This is a genomic window from Allobosea sp. 10L422 (assembly GCF_056395345.1).
In genome coordinates this window covers 210,071-236,962 of sequence record NZ_JBFTJI010000005.1, presented here as the reverse complement: position 1 = coordinate 236,962, position 26,892 = coordinate 210,071, and the positions used below count along the sequence as shown (strand labels likewise).

The window sequence follows — 26,892 nt, the reverse complement described above, 5'->3', positions numbered from 1 at the left end:
TTGGGCACCGTGGCGTTTTGATCGCCATCTCGTGTGCGATTATTGAACAAACTTGCATACGATGAAAATATCGTATTGTATGCAATTATTGAACACAAGCAGAAACTGGATCGGAGCCCGCGATCGTGACATTGACGCCCCCGCAAATGGTCAGATCAGGACGAGGGAAAGCGGAGATGGGCGAGCGTCGTACGCCGGTTCTGCGGGCGGAATCCGTATACAGGGCGCTCCGGCGCGCGATCATCGAGCAGGCATTGAAGCCCGGCGTGAAGCTGCCGGAGGATTCGATCGGGGAGCAGCTCGGGGTCAGCCGCACGCTGGTGCGCGAGGCCTTCGGGCGCCTCGCCGTCGAAGGGCTGGTGGAACTCAAGCCCAATCGCGGCGCCTCCGTCGCCTATCCGACTCTGGAAGAAGCGCGCGACGTCTTCGAGGTCCGGCGCGGGCTGGAGCGGCTGGTCGCGGAGAACTTGGCCGGGCGCCTGACGGCGTCCCAGGCGGCCGAGCTCGAAGCCCATGTCGAGCAGGAAGAGAAGGCGCATGAACAGGACGGGCCGGAATCGATCCGCCTCTCCGGCGAGTTCCACATCAAGCTCGCAACGATGACCGGCAATGCGCTGCTGCTGCGCTATGTCCAGGAAGCATCGTCGCGCTGCTCGCTGATCCTGGCCATCTACGGCCGCCCGCACTCCAGCGAATGCGCGGTCTCCGAGCACCGCCAGTTGATCGAGGCCCTGCGCTCCGGCGATGCCGCCCGCGCCGCCGATCTCATGGACCACCATCTGCGCGCCGTCGTGACCCGCGCCTTGCTGACGCCACGCGTCGAGCGGGACATCCGCGACGTGCTCGCCCCCTACGCCCGCAGCGAAGGATTGACCCCATCGTGACCGCCCACCCGACCGGACAGCCGCGCGCCGAAACTGCCCCCGGCATCGTCACCTTCGACTTCGCAGCGCTGACCCCGCGCGAGCGCTACAAGCTGCTGATCGGCGCCGTCGTGCCGCGCCCGATCGCGCTGGTGACCACGGTCGACGAGCACGGCACGGTCAATGCTGCCCCCTTCTCCTTCTTCAACTGCCTGTCCGCCGACCCGGCCATCCTCGCGCTCGGGGTCGAATACCGACCGACCGGGGCGCAGAAGGACACCGGCCGCAATGTCAGGCAGACCCTGGCCTTCACCGTCAACATCGTCTCGGACGCGCTCCTGGAAGGCATGAATGTCTGCGCGGTGCCCTTCGAGCCCGGCGCCGACGAACTGGCCGAAGCCGGATTGACCGCGATGCCCGGCGTCAAGGTGCCCTGCCCGTGGATCGGACAGGCGCCGGCAGCCTTCGAATGCCGGCACCACACGACGCTCGGCATCGGCAATTCGCGCGAAATCATTCTCGGCGAGGTCGTCTACGCCCATTTCCGCGCCGACGCGGTCGATCCGCAGAAGCTCTATGTCGACCCGGCCGCGCTCGATGCCGTCGGCCGCATGGGCGGACATGGCTACGCGACCACGCGCGACTATTTCGACCTGCCGACCATGTCCGTGACGACCTGGCGCGAGGATCCGGCAGCGGCGAACCGGCGTCGCTGACACCTGTACGCCAAGCCTCTTCCCTGCTCGGCAGAATGGCTTGCGGCGATAAGGCACAAAGCCATGCACTAGACGCAGGCCAATTAGTCTTTGGTCTATTCGACCTGCGCCAGGAACATCCCGCCCCCTGCGCTCAAGCCATGGCAGGTGCGGCCCTGATGCGCCATCCTCGCACGAACCGGTCCTATCGGCCAGATCAAGGCCGAACGACCGGCGGGTGGGCGACCTAAGCTTTCAGGGAGGATGGGGCCATGTCCGGGATCCTGCGCGCCAGGCGCAACAACGCATGCCGCCTTTCGCGAGGTGACGCATGACAGCCACCACCGAGATCACCGATTTCAAGGTCGAAACGCCCGACGGCGCGACGCTGCACGCCTTCAAGGAAGGACATGGGCAGCCGCTTCTTCTGGTCAGCGGCCTCAGCGGCACAGCCGCGTTCTGGAAAGACATCGCGACGACGCTGTCGCGCTCCTTTCAGGTCATCCGCTTCGATCAGCGCGGCATCGGCGCCAGCACGCGCGGCGATGCTCCCTGCGACATGGAACTCCTGGCCCGCGACAGCCTTGCCGTGCTCGACGCAGCCGGCGTGGGGCGCGCCGTGGTGCTCGGCCATTCCACCGGCGGCTGCATCGCCCAGATGATCGCCAAACTCGCGCCGGAGCGCGTGGACGGACTCATCCTCAGCGCAAGCTGGCTTGCCCCCAGCCGTTTCCTGAGCGCGCTGTTCGGGGCGCGCCTCGCAATCCTCGAGGCGGACCCCTACGCCTATGCCGCCATTTCGGTGCTCAGCGGCTATCAGCCACGCTGGATCGAGCAGAATTGGCACGTCTATGACGATGCGCTGGAAGCGGCCCCGGTCAGCGAGCACGCGAAGATCGTGACCCGCGAGCGGCTCAACGCCCTCCTCGCCTTCGACGGCTCGGCCGATATCGGCTCGCTGCCGATGCCGATCCTGATCCTCGGCACGCGCGACGACATCGTCGTCCCCGTCTACCATCAGGAAGCGCTCGCTGCCGCTCTGCCCGGCTGCCGCCGGGCGATCATGGAGACCGGCGGGCATTTGTTCCCGGTGTCGCGGCCGGACGCCTTCACGGCGACCGTGGCGGAGTGGATCGGCGAACTCTGAGGCCGAACCTGGAGCAACGGCGCGGCGAAATGGCCCATGCGGCGCCGCGCGGCTTCGGGCTAAATGAGAACGCCTCCAAGTCGAAAGACCTGCCCATGCGCGTGATTCTCCCGAGCCTCCTCCTCATCCTGCCCTTTTTCGCGCAGCCTGCCGCAGCGCAGGACGCCGCTGCCGGCGAGCGATCCTTCAACAAATGCCGCGCCTGCCACCAGATCGGCGAAGGCGCGCGCAACCTCGTCGGCCCCGAGCTCAACGGCCTCATCGGCCGGCATTCGGGCGCGGTCGAAGCCTACAGCTATTCGACCGCCAACAAGACTTCCGGCCTGACCTGGGACGAGGCCACCTTCACCGACTACATCAAGGATCCCAGGGCCAAGATCCCCGGCACCAAGATGATCTTCGCGGGCATCAAGAGCGAGAAGGAGATCAAGGATCTGATCGTCTTCCTCAAGCAATTCGACAAGGACGGCCGGAAGCTCTGAACCGCGCTGCGACGACAGCGAATTTGGCCTTCGGCGCCGGCCTGTCGTATCTCCTTCTGCCTGATCGACAGAGGAGAGCCCGATGGCCGGCCCCGCCCCCCGGACGAGACCCCTTTCCGCATTGCGGGACTTCCTGCGCAGCGAGGCCGCCGGCGGCATCATCCTGATGGCGGTAGCGGCGCTTGCGCTCGTCATCGCCAACTCGCCAGCGGCGCCGCTCTATTTCGGCGCGCTGAAGAGCTATATGCTCGGCCTCTCCGTCCTGCACTGGATCAACGACGCGCTGATGGCGGTGTTCTTCTTGCTCGTCGGCCTCGAAATCAAGCGCGAGATGCTGGACGGCCAGCTTTCCAGCTGGGGGCGGCGGGTGCTGCCCGGCTTCGCCGCGCTCGGCGGCATGATCGCGCCGGCGCTGTTCTACCTCGCCTTCAACCTCGGCTCACCGGAAAGCCTGCGGGGCTGGGCGATCCCGACGGCGACCGACATCGCCTTCGCGCTCGGCGTGCTCTCGCTGCTCGGGCCGCGCGTGCCGGCCTCTCTCAAGGTCTTCCTGACGGCACTCGCCATCCTCGACGACCTCGGCGCGGTGATCATCATCGCGATCTTCTACACTGCCGAGCTGTCGGGCCTGTATCTCGGCCTCGCCGCGGCGACGCTTGTCGTCCTGACGGCGCTGAACCGCTTCGGCGTGACGCGGCTGGTGCCCTATCTCCTGCTCGGCGCGGCGCTCTGGTACTTCACCCTGAAGTCCGGCGTGCATGCGACGCTGGCGGGTGTCGCGCTGGCCTTGACCATCCCGCTGAAGCCTTCCCCGGCCCGGCCCGATGACGCCGCATCGCCGCTGCACAAGCTCGAACACGGGCTCCACCCTTATGTCGCCTTCCTGGTCATCCCCGTCTTCGGCTTCGCCAATGCGGGCGTCTCCTTCAGCGGCCTCGGGCTCGCGACGCTCGCCGCGCCGGTGCCGCTCGGCATCATGCTCGGCCTGTTCCTCGGCAAGCAGGTCGGCGTCTTCGGCTTCGGCTGGCTAGCGATCCGCGCCGGCCTCGCCGATCTGCCGGCTCGCGCCTCCTGGCCGCAGTTCTATGGCATCGCCCTGCTCTGCGGCATCGGCTTCACCATGAGCCTCTTCATCGGCCTGCTCGCCTTCCCGGATTCCGAGGCGCTCCAAAACCAGACCAAGATCGGTGTCCTGGCCGGCTCGCTGCTCTCCGGCATCGGCGGCTGGCTGCTGCTAAGGCTTTGTCCGGGCGAGGTTATGCACAAGAAGCAAGGCTGATCTGTTCACCTTTTTGGCAGAACGCCTCTTCCATTTTCGCGCAGCGATGCAATATTTATTCGGTCCGGCAGCCATTCCCGATTCGTAGCCGGAGCGAGCCCGCAAGCAGCGAGGAGCGTCCAGAGCCGATGAAGAAGGCCAAGCGGAAACCGGGGGAGAAGCGGTCGCAGATCGCCGCCATGCCGATCCGCCACGCTGCCGACGGCTCGCGGGAGATCCTGCTCGTCACCTCGCGCACGACGCGCCGGTGGATCGTGCCTAAGGGCTGGCCCATGAAGGGCCTGAAGGATCATGACGCGGCCGCCCGCGAGGCCTTCGAGGAGGCCGGCGTCGTCGGCCGCATCAGCAGCGAGCCGGCGGGGCGCTACAATTACTGGAAGCGCATGAGCGACCATTTCGTGCTCTGCGAGGTCAATCTCTATCTGCTCGAGGTCGAGGAGCAGTTCGAGAACTTCTCCGAGCAGCATCAGCGCGACCTGCACTGGTTCAAACTGGCCGACGCCGCCGATCTCGTCGACGAGCCGGAGCTCAGCACGGCCATCCGCAAGCTGGAACGCCTGCCCGCTTTGGCGGCGTGAGGCCGCCTCTCGATGCATGAGCGCAGCCGCGTCCACCTCGAATACGGCATATCGTTCTGATGGCACGGCTCGCGAATAAGTTGAAGCCAATAAAAAACGGAAACGAATTCGTGTAGATTCCGCCGAGGCATCGCCGCTTGCGCGCTGCAACACATCTTCAACTGGCAGAATCTGCCCAAATGACGTAAAGTCAGCCTTTCCGGACCAAAGGGCCAAAGAATGCCCGACCAGACTCGCCATGACGCATGGCAGGCCGGCGAGAATTACGATCGCTATATGGGGCGCTGGAGCCGCGAGCTCGCGCCTCTTTTCGTCGACTGGCTCAATCCCCTGCCCGGCTTCGAATGGCTCGATGTCGGCTGCGGCACCGGCGCGCTGACCGAGGCGCTGCTCGGCGGCGCCGTGCCGGTCAGCATCATCGGGATCGACCCTTCGGAGGGGCTCCTGGCACTGGCGCGCGAGCGCATCACCAACTGGCGCGTCAGCTTCCGGCAGGGCAGCGCCGAGGCGCTGCCGGTCGAGACCGCGAGTTGCGACGCCGTCGGCTCGGGGCTGATGCTCAACTTCGTGCCTGACCGGGGCAAGGCGCTGGCCGAGATGCGCCGCGCCGTGCGGCCGGGCGGGCTCGTCAGCTTCTATGTCTGGGACTATCCGGGCGGAGCCCCACAATTCGTGCACGCCTTCTGGACCGCGGCGACGGCGCTCGACCCGCAGGCGACGGACCTGGCCGTGGACAGGCGCTTTCCCTTCTGCACGCCTGAGGGGCTGACGGAACTCGCCGCCGCCGCCGGGCTGATCGACATCGCCTGCGAGCCGATCTCCGTGCCGACGCTGTTCCGCAGCTTCGACGATTTCTGGCAACCCTTCACGCTCGGCACCGGCCCGGCGCCCGGCTATTGCGCGAATCTGTCACTGGCCGCGCGCGAACTGCTGCGGCAGCGGCTGCGCGAAAGCCTGTGCTTCGCCTCCGACGGCACGATCCCGCTGGAGGCGCGCGCCTGGGCGGTGCAGGGCATCTCCCCCTGAGAGGGACCGCGCGTGGATCACCATGCGCCCGACCGGACGCGCTGGCGGCGATCGATGTATTTGTTGTCGCATCACACCCGGGCCTCCCTCCCGTCTCACGCCCGGGCTTGCCGCTCGCGTCATGCCCGGCCTTGACCCGGGCATCTCCGGGCAAGGAGTCTCCCGCAGGCTGTTCCGGCCTGAGATTCCCGGGTCTCCCGCCGGTCGCCCGAGAATGACGCGCGTGTTTTCACCCGCCCACGCTTCCGCGCGGGCGTTCGCGATCGAGGGGCAGCGGAGCGCCGCGAGGCGCGAGGTATCGGGCCGCTTCCGTTGAGCCAGGACGCGGCGCGGAAGGATTGAGCCACCTTCCGCACGCCCCGTGGCGCTCCGCTTGCCGGCGATTTGAAAGCCACGGGCCGCGCTTATCCGGCCGGGGTCTCCTCGTGCCCGACGCTTCGCGGATCAGTTCGGCTCATCGCCTCGTCATCCGCTCCGCGTCAAAGCTGGACGCCCCCAACCTTCCAGCGAGCTCCTCGCACAGGGGCCGTAGTACCCCCAGGGCGGTGCCCCGCAGCCTCCCGAGTCCGGGGTGCAAACCCGGCCGCAGGGCGCCGCCCCCACCCCGCCATGCAGCATGCCTCCGGATGGCCGCCCCTCGGGGTGAGGTGGGCCGAGGATAGGGCGATTTGGCAAGGCGGGGACAAGTTTCGTGCGGGGGACCGCGACGCCGGAGGGGACGGTCATCGCCGGAGGATGGGCGACGGGGCCTCCGCCGTCATGGTCGGGCTCGTCCCGACCTTCCACGTCTTTGCCCTGGCTGAGCGAGGCATTCCCGATGGGGCCGCCCGTCATCAGCGTCGCAAGACGTGGATGCTCGGCACAAGGCCGAGCATGACGGCAGAGCACATGAACCGCGACGCTATCCTTCTCCCGGATGGGAGAAGGTGGCGCGGAGCGCCGGATGAGGGTGTGCCGTATCCATAGAAGGCGCAGCGGCTCCGTTGCGCTCTGGTAGTCAGCGGCGGCCCCTCACCCCTGCCCCTCTCACTGACCTCGGGGTTGCCCGAGATCAACACTTCAAGTGGCGTAGTCGGCAACAGCCGACTACGCTGCGGGAGAGGGGTTCCCCGCGCCTCAACTCATCGCGTGCAGCGAGGTCGTTCGAGATCGCGTGAGGCGTAGACGAAGGTGGAGGGGATGTCATGGCGGGAGGATAAGCGATGGCGCCTCCTCCGCCATGGTCGGGCTCGTCCCGACCATCCACGTCTTTGCCCTGGCCGAGCGACGCATTCCCGATGGGGGCGCCCGTCATCAACGCCGCAAGACGTGGATGCTCGGCACAAGGCCGAGCATGACGGCAGAGCGCATGCACCGCGACGCTATCCTTCTCCCGCAGGAGAGAAGGTGATGCGGAGCGCCGGATGAGGGCGCGCCCTATCCGTAGAAGGCGCAGCGGCTCCGTTGCGGCTTGACGATCAGCGGCAGTCCCTCACCCCTGCCCCGCCCCCATCCGGGAGAGGGGTTCTCCGCGCTTCATTGCATCGCGCAGCGAGGTTGTTCGAGATCGCGCGAGGCGTAGACGAAGGTGGAGGTGGAGGTGGAGGTGCAGGGGACGGTCATGCGGGAGCCTCTTGACGGCCTTCACCCCACAACCTCCAATTGAGCGGAAATGCATTTCGAATCAGCGGGGCGATTAGTGGCTCATCTCTTTATTGAGGACATTGTTGGAAAACTGAAAAGGGGCGAACTTCGCATACCCGCGTTTCAACGTGGGTTTGTCTGGACGCCGGACGATGTAGCCTTTCTTATGGACAGCATCTATAAAGATTATCCATTCGGGAGCGTCCTACTCTGGCGAACAAAAATAAAACTCACGCAAGAGAGGAACTTAGGGCCCTTTGAGATACCGAAGCCAGAAGCTGATTACCCTATTGATTATGTCCTCGACGGGCAGCAAAGGCTAACGTCGATTTTGGGTGTTTTCGCAAATGACCTTCCAAGAACCAACATCATAGATTGGAAGGATATTTATTTTGATATGCAAGCGCCCGAGAACGCGCAGAACTCTCAGTTTATCGCGCTCGATCCTCCCGAAGTCGACCCTGAGAGGCACTTTCCGCTCAAGATTATCTTCGATTCAACTTCTTATAGAAGAACAACGCGAAATTTTAGCGATGAATTGAGCGCTCGTTTAGACGATCTACAGAAACGCTTCCAGCAGGCGCAATTTCCGTATTTTCTGATGGAAACGGAAGAAAAGCAAAAAATCGCAATCGTATTTGAACGCATCAATCGCAAAGGAATTCCGCTCGATACGTTTCAGCTTCTCACAGCTTGGACATGGAGTGAAGATTTCGAGCTTAAACAGCAGTTCGAAGAACTCGCCGACGAGCTTGAGCCTTTTGGATTTGAGTCAATCGGAGACGATACCGATTTGCTCCTTAGATGCGCAGCGGCAGTATTGCTAGGCAAGGAAAGCCCGGAAAGCCTTCTACTCGTCGATGGAGCAACCGTTAGAGACACATTGCCTCGAATAAAGAAAGGCATCAAAGCGTCTATCGATTTTCTTAAGCAAAACTTCGGAATCCAGCGACTAGGCAACCTGCCTTATCCAACAATGCTGATTCCTCTTACGGCCTTCTTTGAAGGGCCGGAAGGAGAGCAACTTTCGCTTACCGCAAGCAATCCGACGTAATTAAGCAATGGTTTTGGCGATCGGCATTCTCTCGGCGGTACAGCAGCGCGACCAAACGCAATTTGGAAGCCGACATCAGCGGAGCGAAAACCCTTCGTGCGGAAGGAGATAGCACGCTCGGAAATTTCGACGCGCCTATAAGCGAGAGCTACTTCAAGGATCGTCGATTCATTATCGGAACGGTCGATACACGCGTTTTTGTTTTGCTCCTTAGCCATCAAAACCCAAAATCTATTGTAAATGGCAATAGTATTAATATCTCAAAAGTCCTCACTGCCGGAAATCGAGCAGAGTTTCACCATCTTTATCCTCAGGCCTTCCTGCGATCAAAGGGAATCGACTCCGTAAGAATAAATGCTCTTGCAAATTTTTGCATCTTATCTGCTGCTGACAACAAAAAGGTCGGCAGCCTTCAACCATCTCAATACAAGCCAAGGCTCGCCGACAACGTTGAAAAAACACTCCCTGGAAATCTCATACCTATATCTATATTCGATGACGACTTTGAAAAATTCATCGACGAGCGCGCAAAGATCCTAGCTTCGGCGGCGAATAAGCTGATGGCGAAGTAGCCTACCTCCTCCGCCTCTCTCCCGCGCCCTTCGGCCGCGATTCCGGCACCGGGCCCATTTCGTCCAGGGTCGGCTTGCGGGCGCGTGAGGCGAGCGGGTCGCTCTTCGGCTTGCCCTCGCCACCGCCGAAATTATGGGGGCCCATATCGGCGTCGGTCGGTTTCCGCGCGCGGGTCGGCGGCAGGTTGGCGCTGGAGCCGTAAGAGCGCTCGCCCTTGTACTTGCCGGCGGAGGCCTCGACATCGCTCTGGCGGGCGAGCGGGTCGTCCGAGATCGCCAGCTCCGTCGCCTGCAGGCGCTTGATCTCGTCGCGCAGACGCGCGGCGGTCTCGAATTCGAGATCGGCCGCGGCCTCGCGCATGCGCTTCTCGAGATCGGCGATCGCGGCCTTGAGGTTGTGGCCCGAGGCCGGCGCCACCAGCCCCTTGTCGACCGTGACATGGTCGCGCTCATAGACCGAGCCGAGGATGTCGCCGATGGCGCGCTTGATCGTCTGCGGCGTGATGCCGTTGGCCTCGTTATAGGCGACCTGCTTCTCGCGGCGGCGATTGGTCTCCGCCATCGCCCGCTCCATCGAGCCGGTGATGTGATCGGCATAGAGGATGACCTTGCCGTCGACATTGCGCGCGGCGCGGCCGATGGTCTGGATCAGCGAGGTCTCAGAGCGCAGGAAGCCCTCCTTGTCGGCGTCCAAGATGGCGACGAAGCCGCATTCGGGGATGTCGAGGCCCTCGCGCAGCAGGTTGATGCCGACGAGGACATCGAACGCGCCCAGCCTGAGATCGCGGAGAATCTCGATGCGCTCGATCGTGTCGATGTCCGAGTGCATGTAGCGCACGCGAATACCGTTCTCGTGCAGGTATTCGGTCAGGTCCTCGGCCATGCGCTTGGTCAGCACGGTGACGAGGGTGCGGTAGCCGCTCGAAGTGACCTCCTTGACCTCGTCGAGGAGGTCCGCGACCTGATGCTTGGCCGGGCGGATCTCGACCGGCGGATCGATCAAACCTGTCGGGCGGATGACCTGCTCGGTGAAGACGCCGCCGGTCTGGTCCATCTCCCAGCCGCCGGGCGTGGCCGAGACATGCACCGACTGGGGCCGCATCGCGTCCCATTCCTCGAAGCGCAGCGGCCGGTTGTCCATGCAGGAGGGCAGGCGGAAGCCGTATTCGGCCAGCGTCGCCTTGCGGCGGAAGTCGCCCYKGTACATSSCSCCGATCTGCGGSACSGWGACRTGGCTCTCATCGGTGAAGACSAGCGCRTTGTCGGGCAGRTAYTCGAACARRGTCGGCGGCGGCTCGCCCGGCTTGCGGCCGGTGAGATAGCGCGAATAGTTCTCGATGCCGTTGCAGGAGCCGGTGGCCTCGATCATCTCGATGTCGAAGGTGCAGCGCTGGTCGAGCCGCTGCGCCTCGAGATAGCGGCCCATGCGGTTGAGCTCGTCGAGGCGGGCCTTCAGCTCCTGCTTGATCGACTTGACGGCCTGGGTCAGCGTCGGGCGCGGCGTGGTGTAGTGCGAATTGCCGTAGACCTTGATGAACTCCAGCTCGCCGGTCTTCTGGCCGGTGAGCGGGTCGAACTCGCTGATGCTCTCGACCTCGTCGCCGAACAAGCCGATGCGCCAGGCGCGGTCTTCATAGTGCGCCGGGAACAGCTCGATGACATCGCCGCGCACGCGGAAGGTGCCGCGGGCGAAATCGCCGAGCGTGCGCTTGTATTGCAGGGCGACGAGATCGGCGATGAGCTGGCGCTGCTCGATGCGCTCGCCGAGCTTCACCGAGAAGGTCATCGCCGTATAGGTCTCGACCGAGCCGATACCGTAGATGCAGGAGACGGAGGCGACGATAATCACGTCGTCGCGTTCGAGCAGGGAGCGCGTCGCGGCGTGGCGCATCCGGTCGATCTGCTCGTTGATCGAGGATTCCTTCTCGATATAGGTGTCCGAGCGCGGAACATAGGCCTCCGGCTGGTAATAATCGTAGTAGGAGACGAAGTACTCGACCGCGTTGTCGGGGAAGAAGCTTTTGAATTCCCCGTAAAGCTGGGCCGCCAGCGTCTTGTTCGGCGCGAGCACCAGCGCCGGGCGCTGCGTCTCCTCGATCACCTTGGCCATGGTGAAGGTCTTGCCGGAGCCGGTGACGCCGAGCAGCACCTGGTCGCGCTCCTGACGGCGGATGCCGTCGACGAGATCGGCGATGGCGGTCGGCTGGTCGCCGGATGGGGAGAACTCCGATTTCATCGTGAAGGCGATGCCGCCTTCCGATTTCTCGGGGCGCGGCGGGCGATGCGGCGTCCAGGCCTTGCCCGGATCGATGAAGGGGCTGCCGGTTTCGAGGAGGTGCTGCAGCGAAGTCGCGGTCGCGGCCGCCGCCCCCTCGGCGCCGGCGAAAGCGGAATCGGCCTTCTTCGACAGCTTCTTCTTCGGCCGGGTGTCGCCATCGCCGGGGCGGGCCTCGGCCTCGGCCTCGTAGCCGGCCTGCGGCTGGTCACTGAAGCCCGAGGCGCCGCCCGGAACCGCCGTGCCGCGGTTGATCGCGGGGTTCAGCAGATCGGCGAGATAGCCTTCGAGCGGCTTCAGCTCCGGCTTCGACGCCTTCGAGTTCGGCGTGCGGGCGCTCGACGGCTTCTTCGCGGCCTTCGGCTTGGTGGTCGTGCTGTCGGGGCTTTTCGGCATGGCCGCAATATGGGGCGGAACGGCTGCGGATGCGAGAGGGCGCGGCGCCTCGCCAGCGCGATTGGTGACAGGAGTTGACAGGGGATCGTCTTGCTATTTTAAGTTGTATATAATCGATTCCAACAACCTGAAGGACGGGCCATATTGAGGAGTAGGTCCGTGCCGGCGGGCGATGAAATCGAGACCTTCATCGCCCGCTGGCGGGTTTCGGAGGGAGCGGAGCGCGCCGCCTATGCGCAGTTCCTCAGCGAGCTCTGCCGGCTGATCGGCGTCGAGCCGCCGCAGCCGCCGACCAGCGACTCCGACGCTGTGACCTATCGCTTCGAGTATCCCGTGCGCTTTCCCGATGGGCAGGGCGGCCACAGCACGGGGCGCATCGATCTTTACCGAAAGGGCGCCTTCGTCCTCGAAGCCAAGCAGAGCCGGCTGAAGGGGCAGGCGAAGGAGATATTGCCGGCACAGGGCGCCCTGCCCTTCGCGGAGCCGGCGGGACCGCGCGGCCGGCGCGGGGCCGATCGCGCCTGGGACGTGCTGATGCTCAACGCCAGGCGCCAGGCGGAGGACTATGCCAAGGACCTGCCGGCCCCGCATGGCTGGCCGCCCTTCCTGATCGTCTGCGACGTCGGCCACTGCTTCGAGTTCTACGCCGACTTCACCGGGCATGGTAAGAACTACGTCCAGTTCCCGGACCGGCAGCGCTACCGCGTCTATCTCGACGATCTGCGCGACGAGGCTGTGCGTCGCCGCCTCGCGATGGTCTGGACCGACCCGCTCTCGCTCGACCCGACCCGCCATGCGGCGCGCGTTACCCGCGCCATCGCCGAGAGGCTGGCGGCCGTCTCCAAGGCATTGGAGCGCGAGCACGACCCCGAGGAGGTCGCGCTCTTCCTGATGCGCTGCCTGTTCACGATGTTCGCCGAGGATGTCGGGCTGATCCGCAAGGACGCCTTCAAGACATTGCTGCGGGATTGTCGCGACGACCCCGCCTCCTTCCTGCCGCTGGTATCGGAGCTGTGGCAGGCGATGGACAAGGGCTCCTACTCGACCTCGGTGCGAGAGCGGATGAAGCGCTTCAACGGCAAGCTTTACGAGGACGCCAAGGTCTACCCGCTCGGGCGCGAGGAGATCGGCGAATTGCTCGCCGCCGCCGAGCATGACTGGAAGGAAGTCGAGCCCGCGATCTTCGGCACGCTGCTGGAGCAGGCGCTCGACGAGAAGGAGCGCGCCCGGCTGGGCGCGCATTACACGCCGCGGGCCTATGTCGAGCGGCTTGTCGTCGAGACGGTGATCGGCCCATTGCGGGACGATTGGCGGGCGGTGCTCGCCGCCGCCCAGCAGGCGCGCGATGGCGGCGACGCGAACAAGGCGCTGGCGCTGGTCGAAAGTTTTCACGAAGCCCTGTGCCGAACGCGCGTGCTCGATCCGGCCTGCGGAACCGGGAACTTCCTCCACGTTGCTCAGGAGCTGATGAAGAAGCTCGAAGGCGAGGTGCTCGACGCCGCAAGTGAGCTCGGCAGTGCCGAATCGCTCGGCGGCTTTGCGCGACATGCGGTAGGTCCGCACCAGTTCCTCGGCATGGAGATCAATCGCCGCGCTGTCGCCATTGCCGATCTCGTGCTCTGGATCGGTCATCTGCAATGGCATTTCCGCACGCGCGGCTTCGCTCCCAAGGAACCGATCCTCGAAAAGCTCAATCACATCCACAAGCGCGACGCCGTTCTGTCGTGGGACGACTGGCCGATCCCGGGCTGGCGCAATGGCAAGGAATTCCTGCCGAATCCGCGCCTTCCGGAATGGCCGGAGAGCGAGTTCATCGTCGGCAACCCGCCCTTCATCGGCGGCAAGGACCTGCGCGGCCGACTCACCGACGTCTATGCGGAGGCGCTGTGGGCGGTGCATCCGCAGATGAACGAGAGCGCCGATTTCGTGATGTATTGGTGGGACCGGGCCGCCGAGCTGCTGACGCGGCCGGACACCAAACTGCGGCGTTTCGGCTTCGTCACCACCAACTCGATCACGCAGCTCTTCCAGCGCCGCACGATCGAGCGGCATCTGGCGGCGCGACGGCCGCTCTCGCTGGTCATGGCGATCCCCGACCACCCCTGGACCAAGGCCGGCAAGGACACCGCCGCGGTGCGGATCGCGATGACGGTGGCGCAGGCGGGGCGGCGTGATGGAAGGCTTTGCGAGGTCACGTCCGAGGCGGCGCTCGACACCGACCAGCCTCATATCGAATTGCGCGCATGCGAGGGGCGGATCAACGCCGATCTGACGGTCGGCACCGATACCAGCCAGGCCATGGGCCTGCAGGCCAATGCAGGGCTGAGCTCACGCGGGATGATGCTGTTCGGCAAGGGGTTCATCGTGTCGCCTCAACAGGCGGAAGCGCTCGGCCTCGGACGCAGGGCAGGCCTGGAGGAGCACATCCGCCTCTATCGCAACGGCCGCGACCTGATGGCTCGCCCGCGAGGCGCGATGGCCATCGATCTCTATGGGCTGCGGCCCGACCATGTCCGGGAACAATACCCGGAGGTCTATCAGCATCTGCTCCGGACCGTGAAGGTCGAGCGTGACCGCAACAGGGATGCCGATATCAGGGCACGATGGTGGCTCTTCGGACGGACGCGCGATGAAATCCGCCCCGTCCTCGCGCCGCTTCAGCGCTATATCGCCACGGTCGAGACCGCCAAGCACCGGGTCTTCCAGTTCCTCGACGCGTCGATCCTGCCCGACAACATGCTGGTCGCGGTGGCGCTATCCGACGCGTTCCATCTCGGCGTGCTATCCTCGCGCATCCACGTCACCTGGTGCCTGGCGCAGGGCGCGACTCTGGAAGATCGCCCGCGCTACTCGAAATCCCGCTGCTTCGACCCCTTCCCTCTTCCCGATGCGGCGGAGCTTCAGAAGGAAGCCATCCGCCGACCCACGGAGAAACTGGACGCGCTGCGCAAACAGGTGCTGGCCGATCACCCCGATCTCACCCTGACCAAGCTCTACAATGTGCGCGAGGCGATCCGCGCCGGCCGCGCCCTGACGACGGCCGAAGCCGATATCCGCGACCGCGGGCTTGTTCTGATCCTCGACGAGCATCACGACGCCATCGATGCCGCGGTCGCCGCCGCCTATGGCTGGCCGGTCGATCTGGCCGCCGAGGAGATGCTGACGCGGCTCGTCGCCCTGAACCGGCAGCGCCTTCAGGAAGAGGCGCGCGGCATGGTGCGCTGGCTGAGACCGGACTATCAGCGCCCGCGCTTCGGCGATGCCGGCCGGGGCGGCGAGCAGATCGAGGCGGAAGGGCTGGCTGCTGCGCTGCCGGCTGGCACGCAGCGGCCGCTCTTCCCGCTCGATCCGGTGGAGAGGGTCGCCCGCGTGCTGTCGGTTCTCGTCTATGCTCCGACAGCGCTCGACGCTGCCGCAATCGCCGCGCGCTTCCGGCAGGGCCGCAAGGTCGAGCGCGCAATCCGCGGCATCCTGGTGTCGCTGGCCCGCGTCGGCGAAATCTCGACTGCCGATGGCGGGCGCCGCTTCGCGCGCCGCTTGAGCGCCACGGGATGAGCGGGCTCAGGCTGGCTTCTGCCCGTGTCCTTCGGCCCGGTCGAGTTCCGCCTGCTTGCGCTCGCACCAGACGCGGCCCTCGTCGCCGCCCCAGAGCAGCCAGGCGATCCAGCCAGCAGAGGGATTGTCCTTGTCGCCGAAGCCCTTGGCTTGGCAGTCGACAGCGTGGCGAGCGAAATAGCTCACCATGCGACGCACGGTTTCCTCGCTCAGGGGCCTGCGATGACTGAGATCGCGGGCGCGCGCGACGCCGATCTGCGTGCCGCCGCGGTTAAACTTCTGGCGCAATCTCAGACCTTTCGCAGCCGCCTTGGCGACGGTTTCAGGCGGCGTGAGGTCGACATGCTGCATCGCAGCCGCTCCCCTCATGATCATCGCACGACACTCCCCTCCTTCGGTCTGGAAACAACGCCCAGGGGCAGGCAGAGGTTCAACCGGTGCGGCCTTCCTCCTGTAGCCAAGTTGCGATTCCGGCGGCAGCAGCGACGCCGGTCGCAAAGCTCGCCTGCAGCAGATAGCCGCCGGTCGGTGCCTCCCAGTCGAGCATCTCGCCGGCGGCGAAGACGCCCGGCAGGCGCTTCAGCATGAAGCCGGCATCGAGCTCGTTATGAACGATGCCGCCGGCCGTCGAGATGGCGCGTGCGAGCGGCATCGGCGCGTCGAGGCGCAGCGGCACGGCCTTGATCAGCGATGCCAAACCCTCCGGTTCAGTCGGCAGTGCGTTACCAGTCGACTCGCGCAGGAGCGCGGCGGCGACGGGCGAAAGCCCCCCGGCCTTGCGCAGGTGGTTGCTCAGCGTCTCGCCCTTGCGGCGCTTCGCCAGGCGCATGGCAAGATCGCCCATCGCAAGATCCGGCCGCAGGTCGATCGCGATCCCAGCGGCGCCATCGCGCAGGATCGCCTCGCGGATCGGCGCCGAGAGCGCGTAGATCGCGCCGCCCTCAATGCCATCAGCATCGATCATCGCCTCGCCAGAGGCTGCCTCGCCGCCGAAACGGATCACGATGCGCTTGAGGGGGTGGCCGGCGAAGCGCTCCTTCATCAATGGCGACCAGGCGACCGCGAAGCCGCCATTTGCCAGCCGGAGCGGCGAGACAGCGACGCCGCGCTCGGCCAGCAAAGGCACCCAGCCGCCATCGGAGCCGAGCCGCGGCCAGCTCGCGCCGCCCAGCGCCAGCAACGCCGCATCGGGGCGGACAAGCTCCATGTCGCCGCTCGCAAGGCGAAAGTTCAGGGCGCCATCCACGTCCCAGCCGGTCCAGAGCCGGCCCGACGCGAGCGTCACGCCCAACCCTTCGAGACGCCGCAGCCAGGCGCGCAGCAGCGGCGAGGCCTTCATCGCGCGCGGAAAGACGCGGCCGCTCGAACCGATGAAGGTCTCGGCGCCGAGCGCATCGGCCCAGTCGCGCAAGGCCTGTGGCGGGAAGGCCCGCAGCGCCGGCTCCAGCCAGCCCTGCGCCTCGCGATAACGGCTGAGAAAGGCGTCGAACGGCTCGGAATGGGTGAGGTTCAGGCCGCCGCGCCCGGCGAGCAGGAGCTTGCGGGCCGGGGAGGCCATGCGCTCATAAATCGTGACGCGATGCCCGGCCTCTGCCAGCCGCTCGGCGGCGATCAGTCCGGCGGGGCCGGCGCCGATGATGGCGATGTCGGGCATGGGCTCTCGCATCCTGAGGCATCATCCCGGACGGAGCGAAGCGGAGATCCAGGACAGCGTTGTTTCCGCAAGGCTTGGCTTTAGACTGGCGCTCCCGCCGCGAGAAGCCCCACCAGGACGCTCCATGCCCACTATAGCCGCTTATATCGGCGCCGCGTTCTTCGAGATCGCCGGCTGCTTCGCCTTCTGGGGCTGGCTCAGGCTCGGCAAGCCGGTCTGGTGGCTGCTGCCGGGGCTGGTGTCGCTCGGGCTCTTCGCCTGGCTGCTGACGCTGGTGGAGAGCGCGGCGGCAGGGCGCGCCTTCGCCGCCTATGGCGGGGTCTACATTGCCGCCTCGCTGGGCTGGCTCTGGGCCGTCGAGGGCGTCAGGCCGGATCGTTGGGACCTGACCGGCGGCGCCATCTGCCTCGCCGGCGCCGCGATTATCCTGGCAGCGCCGCGGTAGGGCGGTGGATCACCTGCCCGAATGCGGGGCGGGGACGAGCACGGCCGGCGTCTCACGGTTGCGCGCCGCTTCCTTGTTCTCGCGCAGGCGGCTTTCGCGCAATTCGTTGGCGCTCTCGAGGATCGGATAGGCGATCGAGACGACATGGCCGTGGATGCGCTTGAGGTCCCGGATGATGTCGAGATGGATCGCGCTGGTCTCGATCGATTCCGGCCGGCCCGAACGCAGGCGCTGGAAATGGCTGTCAGCGGCATGCCGCTCGGCCTCGCGCATCGCCGCCTTGTCGGCGAAGAGCTGGCGGGCGAGCACGATGTCGCGGGTGGCGAAGACGTTGAGCGCCAGCGCCAGCGCCGAGGCGACGCGCTGATGGAAATCGCGGATCTCGGCCAGCCCCTCAGGCGAGAAGCTGTAGCGTTTGCGGATCTTCTTCTCGGCGAGCTCGCGCAGGTTCTTGTCGATGATGTCGCCGATATGCTCGAGATTGGTGATCAGGGTGATGATCTCGAACAAGCGGCGGCTCTCCTCCTCGGTCAGCTCGTTGCGCGAGACCTTGACCAGATAGAGCTTGATGGACTCGTGGATGGTGTCGACGCCGTCATCGGCCTGGGCGATGGCGCGGGAGAGCTTGAGCTCGTCCTTCTCCAGCAGGGTCATCGTGTCGCGCAGCATGGCCTCGACGCGGTCGCCCAGCCGCAGCGCCTCGCGCATCGCGCCGGCGAGCGCCTCGGTCGGGCTGTCGAGGGCGTTGGGGTCGAGATAGCGCGGCGTCACCGCCTCGGATTTCTCCTGCTTGCCGGGCATGAAACGCTCGACCAGGGCGGCGATCGGCCCGACGAAGGGCAGGAAGATCAGCGCGCCGACCAGATTCAGCCCGACATGGAACTCGATGGCGAAACGCTGGCCGGTGATCGGCAGGCTGGTGAGCCAGGCCGAGAGCGGGCCGACGAAGGGGATGACGGCCAGCGCCAGCAGGAGGCGCGTCAGCAGGTTGCCGACGGCGGCGCGGCGCTGGGCTGCGGGCGCGCCGAGCTGGTCGAGCACCGGGATCAGCGCATTGCCGAGATTGGCGCCGATGACCAGCGTCAGCGCGGTGGCCGGCGGGAACAGGCCCGACGCCGCGAAGGTCGCGACCAGCAGGATGATCGCGATGCTGGAATGCACCATCCAGGTCGCCGCGATGGCGACGAGGACGGCGAGCAGCGGCTCGCTGCCGAGAGCGCCGAGGACAACCCGGAAGGTCGGCGATTGGGCGAGCGGGGCCGCCGCCGTATTCAGCTCGATCAGCGAGAGCAGAATCAGGCCGATGCCGACGAGGACGCGGCCGATATTGCGCGGCCGCTCCATCGCCTCGCTCGAAAGATACATGGCGACGCCGATGGCGATGCAGAGGCCCCAGAGCCAGCCGAGATCCATCGAGATGACGAAGGCGGCGAGCGCCGTGCCGAGATTGGCGCCGAGCAGCACGGCGAGCGCCATGGCCGAGCCGATCAGCGCCTGACCGGCGAAGGAGGAGACCAGGAGCGTCGTTGCCGTCGAGCTCTGCAGCACCATGGTCACGACGACGCCGCTGCCAAAGGCGGCGAAGCGATTCCGTGTGAAACTCTGCAGGGCGTGCCTGAGCTGCGAGCCGAAGGCGCGCATCGCGCCGGTTCGCACCAATCTGACCGCCCAGATCAGCAGCGCGACGCCGCCCGCCAGATGGATCAGGATATTGGTTGCGCTCTCGCCCGTGGCCATTTTTGTGCGGTCTTTTCCCGATTCAGGTGACGATGACAGGCCGAATCTAACAGTTTTTGATTAGCCAACTCAACAGATATAAGCAGTGAAAGTGCTGAGAATGCGGCAGTTTCCTGCCGCATATGTGAGCGATTTCCTGTCTCTGGCGGCCTTCAGGCCGGCGGAATCAGCGTCACGCCCGATTTCGCGAAGGAAACCGCGACCGGAGCACCCTGCTCCAGCAAATCGCGAGCACCATACTGCACCACGAAAAGCTCGCCGACCTCGGTCTCGACCATGATGTCGAGGTGATTGCCGAGATAGGCGCATTTGCGGATCGTGCCCGGCAGCGAGCCAGCCAGACCGGTCTCGCCGAGCAGCAGGGATTCCGGCCGGATCGCGACCTTGGCCGGGCCGGGACCGAGCCCGCGCGCCGGCAGCGACACGGTCGCCGAACCGATGCCGACATCGGCGCGGCCGTCCGCCACCGCCTTCACGGTGACATCCACCAGATTGGCATCGCCGATGAAGTCCGCGACGAAGGCGTTGGAGGGCTGCTCATAGAGGTCGCGGGGGGCGCCCTCCTGCGCGATCCGCGAATTCGACATCACGATGATGCGGTCGGAGACGGCGAGCGCCTCCTCCTGGTCGTGGGTGACATAGGCGACGGTCAGGTTGAGATCCTGCTGCAATTCGCGGATCTCCTCGCGCACGCGGCGACGGAGTTTCGCATCGAGGTTGGAGAGCGGCTCGTCGAAGAGCAGCACTTGCGGCTCCAGCACGAGGGCGCGCGCCACTGCGACGCGCTGCTGCTGGCCGCCGGACAGCTCGGACGGGTAGCGGTTCTCGAAGCCCTTGAGGCCGACGAGCGCCAGCTTCTCCAGCGCCATCTGCTTCGCCTGCTCCTTGCCGAGACCCTTCACGGTCGGGCCGTAGGCCGCGTTCTCCAGCACGCTCATATGCGGAAAGAGTGCGTAGGACTGGAAGACCATGGAGACGTCGCGGTCAGCGGCGGAGAGCTTCGTCACGTCCTTGCCGCCGATCAGGATCTGGCCTTCGCTGGCGATCTCGAGCCCGGCGATCATGCGCAAAGTCGTGGTCTTGCCGCAGCCGGAGGGGCCAAGCAGCGTGACGAGCTTGCCGGCCTCGATGGTGAAATTGACGTTGTCGACCGCCGTCACCGCGCCGTAGCGCATGGAGACGTTGCGGAATTCGACGGAAGCGGGCCCGGCCTTCACGATGCGGCTACTCCTGGCTTGAGCGGCTCGGCGGCCGAACTCGACAGCGGGATGAGCTTGCGGCGGCCGAGCTTACGCTCGCCGACGCCGAGCTGGATGAGGCCGATGCCGAGCGCCATGAAGACGATCAGCACCGAGGAATAGGCGATGGCGAGACCGAACTCGCCGGCTTCCACACGCCCGACGATATAGGCCGTCGAGAGGTTGTACTCGGCCGAGACCAGGAAGATCACGGCGCTGACCGCCGTCATCGAGCGCACGAAGGAATAGACCAGCGCCGAGACCAGCGCGGGCTTCAGCAGCGGCAGCACGACGCGCCAGAGCGTGGTGAAGCTGCGAGCGCGCAGCGTGGTCGAAGCCTCGTCCAGGCTCTTGTCGATCTGCGACAGGCCGGCGATGCCCGAGCGGACGCCGACCGGCATGTTGCGGAAGACGAAGGCGATGATGAGGATCAACCCCGTGCCGGTGATCTCGATCGGCGGCACGTTGAAGGCGAGGATATAGGCGACGCCGAGCACTGTGCCGGGAATGGCGAAGGAGAGCATCGTCGCGAATTCGAGCGCGCCGCGGCCGCGGAAGCGCTGGCGCGTCAGCAGATAGGCGGTCAGCAGGCCGATGATCGCGGTCAGCGGCGCCGAGATGGCCGCGACCTTGATCGTGGTGAAGAAGGACGGCCAGGCGGAGCCCTGGAAATAGATGCCGTTGCTGAAATCGATGGCGAAACCGGTGAGATAATGCTGCAGCGTCGGCGTGAAGTCGCGGCCCATGTTGCGGACGAAGCCGCCGATGAGGATGACGATGTAGATCACCAGCGTCAGCGCGACCCAGGGCACGATCACAGCGACGGAGAGCCAGGTGATGCGGCGCGGCAAGGGCGTCGGCAGGCCGGCGTCACCCTTGCCGGTCACGGTGGTATAGGATTTGCCGCCGAGCCAGCGCTGCTGCACCCAGAAGGCGCCGAGCGTGAAGGCAAGCAGCACGATGGCGAGCACCGCCGCCTGCCCCTGATTGTAGGAAGCGCCGACCACCGCGAAGAAGATCTTGGTCGAAAGCACCTCGAAATTGCCGCCGAGCACCAGCGGATTGCCGAAATCGGCCATGCTCTCGACGAAGCCGAGCAGGAAGGCATTGGCGATGCCGGGCTTGAGCAGCGGCCAGGTCACGGTGCGGAAGGTCTGCCAGCGCTTGGCGCCGAGCGTCTGCGAGGCTTCCTCCAGGCTGGGCGAAATGCCCTGCACCACGCCGATCAGCACGAGGAAGGCGATCGGCGCGAAGGCGAGCACCTGCGCCAGAAGGACACCCGGCAGGCCGTAGAGCCAGCGCGAGCGCGGAATGTCGAACCACTCATACAGCAGCGTCGAGAAGGCGCCGGCGCGGCCGAAAAGCAGGATCAGCGCGAGGCCGATGACGAAGGGCGGGGTGATGATCGGCAGCACGGTGAGCGCGCGCATGATGCGCTTGCCCGGCATGCCGGTGCGCAGGATCAGCAGCGCGCAGGCGAGGCCGAGCAGCGTGGTGATGACGCCGCAGAGCACGGCCAGGACCAGCGTGTTCCAGGCGACGCCGCAATTGGTGTTGCTGGTGACGCAGCCAAGACCCCAGATCGAGGAATCCAGGAAGCGCGCGACGAAGGCCGAGAGGGCAAAGGCGCCGCTCTGGTCGACCAGCGCGCTCCTCAGGATGATCGCGACCGGGAAGAAGATGAAGACGCCGATCAGCAGGATGATCAGGCCGATCGTCGAGGTGGTGAAGAGATCGCCCCGGCAGACACCGCGATAGGCGAGGCCGTGACAGAGCAGGAAGAGCAGCGAGAGCAGCGTGACGAAGGCGCCGCCGCCAATGCCGCGCTGCGCGGCGCCGGCGCCGCCGAGCAAGGCGGCGAGCCAGCCGATGCCCTGATCCTTCAGCACGATGGCGAAGGCCTGGGCGAAGAACAGCAGCAGGCCGAGCGCGCCGGCCCAGATCAGCACGGCGGCCGTGCGCTGACGGTCCTGACTGCCCCAGAAGAACGTCGCCGCCGCGAGCGCGACGCCGACCGGCAGGAGCCAGGGCGTCTGACCGGAGAGGGCGAGCGCCAGCGCGCTACCGGCCTTGCCGAACGGATATTCCGCCAGCCAGCCCCAGCTCGTCAGGCTCATGCCTTCGACGAGATACCAGGGCATCAGCGCATAGCCGAGCCAGCCGATCAGCAGCACGAATCGCGTCGCCGGTGCCATGCTTGCCCTGCCCTCACAGTTTCCGTTGGCCCGAACCGGTTGCCCCGGCTTTCAGAGCCCAGCCCTTGTCCTGCGCCCGAATCTCCAGCGTCATACCGGACGCAGCGAAGCGGAGATCCGGGATCCATGCCGGAGCGCATCCGGCGGAGGTTCAGGCATGGATCCCGGGTCAAGCCCGGGATGACGACGTGTTTCCGCGATCATCCGGAAACACGCCGGAGAGACGCGCCTTACTTCGGCAGCGCCTTGACTTCCTTGTCCCACTTGGCGAGCAGGCGGTTGCGCTCGGCCGAGGAGCCGTATTTCACGAAGTCGTAGTTGATCAGCTTCATCTGATCCATCTTGGGCGACTGCGCCGGCACCGGCGCCGCCTTGTTCGACGGCACCTGATAGGACTTGGCCGGGGCGGCAAGCGCCTGGGCCGCCGGGGTCAGGGCCCAGTCGTAGAACTTCTTGGCGTTGTCGAGATTGCGCGCGCCCTTGACGATCGACATCGAGCCGATCTCGTAGCCCGTGCCCTCGCAGGGTGCGACCGGCTTGATCGGGTCGCCCTGCACGGCGAAGACCACCGCGTCATGGATGAAGACGATCCCGACCGCGGTCTCGCCGAGGCTCGCCGCCTTGGCCGGTGCCGCACCCGACTTGGTGTACTGGCTGACGTTCTTGTGGAGCTGCTTCAGATAGTCGAAGCCCTTCTCCTCGCCCATCAACTGCACGACGGTGGCGAGCAGGTTGTAGGCGGTGCCCGACGAATTGGGATCGGCGACCTGGACGTCGTCCTTGAGCTTGGGATTGAGCAGATCGGCCCAGCATTTCGGCTCCGGAATGCCCTTCGCCTTGATCTGCTCGGTGTTGTAGCCGAAGCCGAGCGCGCCGGCGTAGATGCCGATGGAGCGCTGCTTGGCCGCCTTCCACTGATCGAGCGCCCAGCTATGCAGCTCGGCGTTCTTCGGCGACTCGTATTCGAGGGTCAGCCCCTCTTCAGCCGCCTGCAGATGCGGATCGCCCGTGCCGCCCCACCAGATGTCGCCGCGCGGGTTGGAGGACTCGGCCTTGAGCTGGGCATAGATCTCGCCCGCCGATTTGCGGGTCATGGCGACCTTGATGCCGGTGTCCTTCTCGAAGGCCGTCGACATGGCGCGGCACCATTCCTCCTGGACACCGCAATACATGACGAGCGACCCTTGCGCGCGGGCCGGGGTGGCGGCGAAGGCCGCTGTGGCAAGCGCGGCGAAAAGCCCCGCCTTGAGCCAGGATTTCGATGACATGCTAACCTCCCTGATCGAAGAACCCGGCTTCTATGTCCGGTTCTTGTGACTGATGTGAAACTGAGACGAATGGTTGCGAAAGATCAACGAAATACAGCGCCGGCTAAGCGATTCCTGTGATCTCCTGGAGTGTCGGAGCCAGTTTCGGCGTGCAGCACAGGATCGGGTTGCCCTTCGCGATCCCCTCGCCCGCGAAGAAATCGTTGATGGAGGCACCCGCCTCGCTGGCGATGACGATGCCGGCCGCAACGTCCCAAGCGTTGATGTGCAGCTCGGCATAGGCATCGCTGCTGCCGTTGGCGACATGGCAGAGACCGAGCGTGCCCGAACCGCCGCGCTTCATCGCCGCGCCCGCGGTATAGCCACGCTCGATCACCTTGAGATAGTTCGCCGCGGGCACGCGGGTCGACCATCCCAGTTCCACCGAGGCGCGGGCGATGTCGGTGGCGCCGGAAACCTTGATCGGATCGCCGTTCAGGGTCGCGTCGGCACCGCGCCGGGCAGCATAGACCTCGCCCAGCGCCGGCGCCGCCACGACACCGATCTCGGGCGTGCGGTTCGCGAGGAAGCCGATCGAGATGCACCAGTTGCGGTCGCCATGGGCGAAGTTGGCGGTGCCGTCGATGGGATCGAGGATCCAGACCGCGTCCGAAGCCTGGCCCCCGCCCTCCTCGCCGATGACGGAGTCGTTCGGGAACAGCGTGGACAGGCGCTGGCGCAGGAAGTCCTCGACCTTGCCGTCGGCGACGGTGAGCCAGTCCTGCGCGCCTTTCATGGTGATGCCGAGCGACTCGCGCTTGTTGAAGTAGCCCAGCGCCAGATGGCTCGCCTCGGCCGCAAGGCCGAGCGCCGCATAGTAGCGCAGATCGCGTTCCGCCGGGGTCATCGAACCACCAGCCATCACTTGGCCCCCAGGTCGACGCGGACGGGCTTGCCGGTCTGCGCGGATTCGGTCGCGGCATCGGCGAGGATCTGCGCCTTCAGGCCATCGAGGCCGGTCGGCGAGGCCGCGGCCTTGCCGTGGCAGGCGGCGATGAAGGCGTCGAGCTCGGCGCGGTAGGCCGCAGCGTACCGCTCGAGGAAGAAATTCTGCACGGGATCGGCGCGGAAGCCGGAGGCGGTGGCAATTTCCACGGTCGTCTCGTGGATATTGCCGGCGCGCAGCATGCCCTGCGAGCCGTGGACCTCGATGCGCTGGTCGTAGCCATAGGTCGCGCGGCGGGAATTGGAGATCTGGGCGATCTTGCCGCTGGCCGTCTTCATCACCACCGCGGCGGTATCGACGTCGCCGGCCTCGCCGATCGCCTTGTCGACGAGGGCCGAGCCCAGCGCGAAGACCTCGATGGGATCCTCGGCCAAGAGGAAGCGGGCCATGTCGAAATCATGGATCATCATGTCGCGGAAGAGGCCGCCCGAGCGCTTGACGTAATCGACCGGCGGCGGCGACGGATCGCGCGAGATCACGGTGACGACCTCGATCGCGCCGGCCTCGCCCGCGCGCAGCCGCTTCTCCAGCGCGGCGAAGTTCGGGTCGAAGCGGCGGTTGAAGCCGATCATCAGCGGCTTGCCGGACTTCTCGACGGTGGCGAGGCAGCGGCGGATGCGGGCGGCGTCGAGATCGACCGGTTTCTCGCAGAAGACGGCCTTGCCGGCGGAAACCGCCTGCTCGATGAGATCGGCATGGGTGTCGGTCGGCGTGCAGATCAGCACGGCGTCAATCGCGGCATCCGCAAGGATCGCCTCGGTCGTCATCGCCTTGGCACCGGCAGCGGCGGCGAGCGAGGCGGCGGCCCCCGGCATCGCGTCGGTGACGGCGACCAACTCGGCATCGCCACGCGCGGCAACGTTCAGCCCGTGGATGCGCCCGATGCGGCCGGCGCCCAGCAATCCGATCTTCATGGTCGTCTTCAGTCCCGTGGTCATGTCAGGCGGCGCTCCTGCCGCGATTGGGGCCGGCGCTAGTCGTGCGCGCCGAGAATGTTCTGGTCGAAGTCGATATTGGCGCCGGTCATCAGCCCGGACTCGGCCGATGCGAGATAAGCGACGGCCTTGGCGACCTCGCGCGGATCGATCAGCCGGCCGAAGGGCTGACCGGCCTCGGCCTCCTCCAGCCACCCGTCCTTGGCGTCGTGGCGCAGCTTCATGATGGCATCCTCGCCCGGCGTCGCCATCCAGCCGATATTCAGGCCGTTGACGCGGATGCGGTGCTTGATCAGGCCGTAGGCGACGTTCTTCGTCAGCACCGCGAGCGCGCCCTTCGAGACGCTGTAGGCGGCGAGGAAGGGCTGGCCGCCATGGGCCGACATGGACTGGATATTGACGATGGCGCCCGCGATCTCCTGCCGGCGCATCAGCTCGGCCGCATCCTGAATCAGGAAGAAGGGCGCGCGCAGATTCACCGCCATGATGCGTTCGTAGAGCGCGGGCGAGGTGTCGAAGATCGTGCCGCGATCGGTGTCTCCCGCCGCGTTGACGAGGATGTCGAGCCGGCCGAAGGCTTTCTCGGCTGCCGGGACGATCTGCCTGACGGCATCGAGGTCGGCGAGATCGACCTGATGGAAGCGGGCATCGCAGCCCTCTGTGCGCAGGCTTTCCGCCACCGCCTCGCCGCGCGCGGCATTGCGCCCGGTCAGCAGCACCGCCTTGAGGCCGCGGCCGACGAATTCGCGCGCGATTGCCTCGCCGAGGCCCTGGCTGGCACCGGTGATGACGGCCGCCTTGCCATGAAGGTCACGGCTGAACGAACTGGCTTGCGGCAAGGTAGCTGTCTCCCGGAAACGGCAGGAATTTTTTAGGCTTCCCGCTCGATG

General features: G+C 65.8%; 21 protein-coding genes. 11 read left to right on the top strand and 10 right to left on the bottom strand.

The genetic code is table 11. The features are described from left to right. Positions 1-176 precede the first annotated feature (176 nt). The 9 genes from AC1DEZ_RS12890 to AC1DEZ_RS12850 all read left to right on the top strand — a co-directional run bounded on the left by AC1DEZ_RS12890 (position 177) and on the right by AC1DEZ_RS12850 (position 9,319). The gene (locus AC1DEZ_RS12890; protein WP_441509372.1) at positions 177-884 is read left to right on the top strand and encodes a GntR family transcriptional regulator; all 708 of its coding nucleotides are present in this window, start codon (positions 177-179) and stop codon (positions 882-884) included. After that, on the top strand, positions 881-1,579 hold the full coding sequence (locus AC1DEZ_RS12885; RefSeq protein WP_441509373.1) for a flavin reductase family protein: 699 nt from the start codon (positions 881-883) through the stop codon (positions 1,577-1,579). The genes AC1DEZ_RS12890 and AC1DEZ_RS12885 overlap by 4 nt, the downstream gene beginning before the upstream one ends. A 310-nt stretch (positions 1,580-1,889) precedes the next feature. Next, on the top strand, positions 1,890-2,705 hold the full coding sequence (locus AC1DEZ_RS12880; RefSeq protein WP_441509374.1) for an alpha/beta fold hydrolase: 816 nt from the start codon (positions 1,890-1,892) through the stop codon (positions 2,703-2,705). 95 nt (positions 2,706-2,800) lie between these two features. Further along, the gene (locus tag AC1DEZ_RS12875) at positions 2,801-3,187 is read left to right on the top strand and encodes a c-type cytochrome (RefSeq protein ID WP_441509375.1); all 387 of its coding nucleotides are present in this window, start codon (positions 2,801-2,803) and stop codon (positions 3,185-3,187) included. An 82-nt stretch (positions 3,188-3,269) separates the two neighbouring features. Further along, a complete protein-coding gene (gene nhaA, locus AC1DEZ_RS12870; RefSeq protein ID WP_441509376.1) occupies positions 3,270-4,466 on the top strand; it encodes a Na+/H+ antiporter NhaA in 1,197 nt (398 codons plus the stop codon). A gap of 128 nt (positions 4,467-4,594) precedes the next feature. Next, on the top strand, positions 4,595-5,044 hold the full coding sequence (locus AC1DEZ_RS12865) for an NUDIX hydrolase (protein WP_441509377.1): 450 nt from the start codon (positions 4,595-4,597) through the stop codon (positions 5,042-5,044). A 219-nt stretch (positions 5,045-5,263) separates the two neighbouring features. Next, positions 5,264-6,070, top strand: coding sequence for a class I SAM-dependent methyltransferase (locus AC1DEZ_RS12860; RefSeq protein ID WP_441509378.1), 807 nt, complete (start codon positions 5,264-5,266; stop codon positions 6,068-6,070). A gap of 1,651 nt (positions 6,071-7,721) precedes the next feature. Next, the gene (locus AC1DEZ_RS12855; RefSeq protein WP_441509379.1) at positions 7,722-8,747 is read left to right on the top strand and encodes a DUF262 domain-containing protein; all 1,026 of its coding nucleotides are present in this window, start codon (positions 7,722-7,724) and stop codon (positions 8,745-8,747) included. A gap of 62 nt (positions 8,748-8,809) precedes the next feature. Further along, positions 8,810-9,319, top strand: coding sequence for a hypothetical protein (locus tag AC1DEZ_RS12850; RefSeq protein WP_441509380.1), 510 nt, complete (start codon positions 8,810-8,812; stop codon positions 9,317-9,319). Between the two features lies 1 nt (position 9,320). Here the strand turns inward: AC1DEZ_RS12850 and uvrB are convergent, their stop codons facing one another. After that, positions 9,321-11,990, bottom strand: coding sequence for an excinuclease ABC subunit UvrB (gene uvrB / locus AC1DEZ_RS12845; RefSeq protein WP_476779780.1), 2,670 nt, complete (start codon positions 11,988-11,990; stop codon positions 9,321-9,323). A gap of 159 nt (positions 11,991-12,149) precedes the next feature. Between uvrB and AC1DEZ_RS12840 the strand changes: the two genes are divergently transcribed. Further along, positions 12,150-15,545, top strand: coding sequence for a class I SAM-dependent DNA methyltransferase (locus AC1DEZ_RS12840; protein ID WP_441509382.1), 3,396 nt, complete (start codon positions 12,150-12,152; stop codon positions 15,543-15,545). 6 nt (positions 15,546-15,551) lie between these two features. On the opposite strand, the gene AC1DEZ_RS12835 is transcribed toward AC1DEZ_RS12840, so the two are convergent. Together AC1DEZ_RS12835 and AC1DEZ_RS12830 are read right to left on the bottom strand one after the other, a co-directional pair. Beyond that, complete coding sequence (locus AC1DEZ_RS12835; protein WP_476779779.1) at positions 15,552-15,920, bottom strand: hypothetical protein; 369 nt, start codon at positions 15,918-15,920, stop codon at positions 15,552-15,554. A 55-nt stretch (positions 15,921-15,975) separates the two neighbouring features. Then, complete coding sequence (locus AC1DEZ_RS12830; protein WP_476779778.1) at positions 15,976-17,199, bottom strand: TIGR03862 family flavoprotein; 1,224 nt, start codon at positions 17,197-17,199, stop codon at positions 15,976-15,978. Positions 17,200-17,323: 124 nt separating this feature from the next. Between AC1DEZ_RS12830 and AC1DEZ_RS12825 the strand changes: the two genes are divergently transcribed. Beyond that, complete coding sequence (locus AC1DEZ_RS12825) at positions 17,324-17,644, top strand: YnfA family protein (RefSeq protein WP_441509385.1); 321 nt, start codon at positions 17,324-17,326, stop codon at positions 17,642-17,644. Positions 17,645-17,653: 9 nt separating this feature from the next. Here the strand turns inward: AC1DEZ_RS12825 and AC1DEZ_RS12820 are convergent, their stop codons facing one another. From AC1DEZ_RS12820 to AC1DEZ_RS12790, 7 genes are all read right to left on the bottom strand, one after another. Then, positions 17,654-19,381: a Na/Pi cotransporter family protein gene (locus AC1DEZ_RS12820; RefSeq protein WP_441509386.1), complete on the bottom strand. Its 1,728-nt coding sequence runs from the start codon at positions 19,379-19,381 to the stop codon at positions 17,654-17,656. Positions 19,382-19,533: 152 nt separating this feature from the next. Beyond that, positions 19,534-20,601: an ABC transporter ATP-binding protein gene (locus AC1DEZ_RS12815; protein WP_441510094.1), complete on the bottom strand. Its 1,068-nt coding sequence runs from the start codon at positions 20,599-20,601 to the stop codon at positions 19,534-19,536. After that, the gene (locus AC1DEZ_RS12810) at positions 20,595-22,814 is read right to left on the bottom strand and encodes an ABC transporter permease (RefSeq protein ID WP_441509387.1); all 2,220 of its coding nucleotides are present in this window, start codon (positions 22,812-22,814) and stop codon (positions 20,595-20,597) included. The genes AC1DEZ_RS12815 and AC1DEZ_RS12810 overlap by 7 nt, the downstream gene beginning before the upstream one ends. Before the next feature lie 230 nt (positions 22,815-23,044). Further along, complete coding sequence (locus AC1DEZ_RS12805; protein ID WP_441509388.1) at positions 23,045-24,082, bottom strand: ABC transporter substrate-binding protein; 1,038 nt, start codon at positions 24,080-24,082, stop codon at positions 23,045-23,047. A gap of 103 nt (positions 24,083-24,185) precedes the next feature. After that, on the bottom strand, positions 24,186-24,983 hold the full coding sequence (locus AC1DEZ_RS12800) for an inositol monophosphatase family protein (RefSeq protein WP_441509389.1): 798 nt from the start codon (positions 24,981-24,983) through the stop codon (positions 24,186-24,188). Further along, positions 24,983-26,005 (bottom strand): inositol 2-dehydrogenase, encoded by a 1,023-nt coding sequence (gene iolG, locus AC1DEZ_RS12795; protein WP_441509390.1) that lies wholly within the window; start codon positions 26,003-26,005, stop codon positions 24,983-24,985. Before iolG ends, AC1DEZ_RS12800 begins: the two co-directional genes overlap by 1 nt. A 35-nt stretch (positions 26,006-26,040) precedes the next feature. Beyond that, entirely contained in the window at positions 26,041-26,841 is an 801-nt protein-coding gene (locus tag AC1DEZ_RS12790) for an SDR family oxidoreductase (protein WP_441509391.1), read from the bottom strand. Between the last annotated feature and the right edge of the window lie 51 nt (positions 26,842-26,892).

Coding starts and splice junctions, on each gene's coding strand:
- AC1DEZ_RS12890 (WP_441509372.1), top strand. CDS start 177: ATGGGCGAGCGTCGTACGCCGGTTCTGCGGGCGGAATCCGTATACAGG.
- AC1DEZ_RS12880 (WP_441509374.1), top strand. CDS start 1,890: ATGACAGCCACCACCGAGATCACCGATTTCAAGGTCGAAACGCCCGAC.
- AC1DEZ_RS12875 (WP_441509375.1), top strand. CDS start 2,801: ATGCGCGTGATTCTCCCGAGCCTCCTCCTCATCCTGCCCTTTTTCGCG.
- nhaA (WP_441509376.1), top strand. CDS start 3,270: ATGGCCGGCCCCGCCCCCCGGACGAGACCCCTTTCCGCATTGCGGGAC.
- AC1DEZ_RS12865 (WP_441509377.1), top strand. CDS start 4,595: ATGAAGAAGGCCAAGCGGAAACCGGGGGAGAAGCGGTCGCAGATCGCC.
- AC1DEZ_RS12860 (WP_441509378.1), top strand. CDS start 5,264: ATGCCCGACCAGACTCGCCATGACGCATGGCAGGCCGGCGAGAATTAC.
- AC1DEZ_RS12855 (WP_441509379.1), top strand. CDS start 7,722: ATGCATTTCGAATCAGCGGGGCGATTAGTGGCTCATCTCTTTATTGAG.
- AC1DEZ_RS12835 (WP_476779779.1), bottom strand. CDS start 15,920: ATGATCATGAGGGGAGCGGCTGCGATGCAGCATGTCGACCTCACGCCG.
- AC1DEZ_RS12830 (WP_476779778.1), bottom strand. CDS start 17,199: ATGCCCGACATCGCCATCATCGGCGCCGGCCCCGCCGGACTGATCGCC.
- AC1DEZ_RS12825 (WP_441509385.1), top strand. CDS start 17,324: ATGCCCACTATAGCCGCTTATATCGGCGCCGCGTTCTTCGAGATCGCC.
- AC1DEZ_RS12820 (WP_441509386.1), bottom strand. CDS start 19,381: ATGGCCACGGGCGAGAGCGCAACCAATATCCTGATCCATCTGGCGGGC.
- AC1DEZ_RS12810 (WP_441509387.1), bottom strand. CDS start 22,814: ATGGCACCGGCGACGCGATTCGTGCTGCTGATCGGCTGGCTCGGCTAT.
- AC1DEZ_RS12805 (WP_441509388.1), bottom strand. CDS start 24,082: ATGTCATCGAAATCCTGGCTCAAGGCGGGGCTTTTCGCCGCGCTTGCC.
- AC1DEZ_RS12800 (WP_441509389.1), bottom strand. CDS start 24,983: ATGGCTGGTGGTTCGATGACCCCGGCGGAACGCGATCTGCGCTACTAT.
- iolG (WP_441509390.1), bottom strand. CDS start 26,005: ATGACCACGGGACTGAAGACGACCATGAAGATCGGATTGCTGGGCGCC.